The organism is Paraburkholderia sp. SIMBA_053 (genome assembly GCF_046534895.1).
In the GTDB taxonomy this organism is placed as follows: Bacteria; Pseudomonadota; Gammaproteobacteria; order Burkholderiales; family Burkholderiaceae; genus Paraburkholderia; species Paraburkholderia caledonica.
The window spans coordinates 1-343 of record NZ_JAWRXU010000268.1; the positions used below are offsets into that span (position 1 = coordinate 1).

The 343-nt window shown below is 51.9% G+C and carries 1 pseudogene; it reads right to left on the reverse strand.

The annotated features are described in order from the left end of the window. A pseudogene (locus SB753_RS35575) lies at nt 1–343 on the reverse strand (diguanylate cyclase); the annotation flags it as partial.

A 343-nucleotide genomic window follows, 5' to 3' on the forward strand; every position in this document is an offset into this window, starting at 1 on the left:
TGCGATTAGGCAACCCCGTAAGAGAGTCGTGGGTGGCTAAATATTCTGCCTGGCGTTGAGACTCTTTAATGTGGGTGATGTCGGAAAACACCGCCACGCACAAACCGTCATCGTGACTATCGGGTGCTATGAGATTCAGCGTTAACCACTGAGAAAACAGCGTGCCGTCGCGGCGCTTATTAAACACCTCACCTTGCCAATAACCGTGCTGTTGCACGATATCCCACAAGACATAGCACGTTTCAGGCGTTTGCACGCCGCCCTGATTTTCGTCTTCACAATACAGTAGTGGTAGCGCAGGCCGACCTTCGACATCATTCGCAGGATAGCCCGTAATACGGCT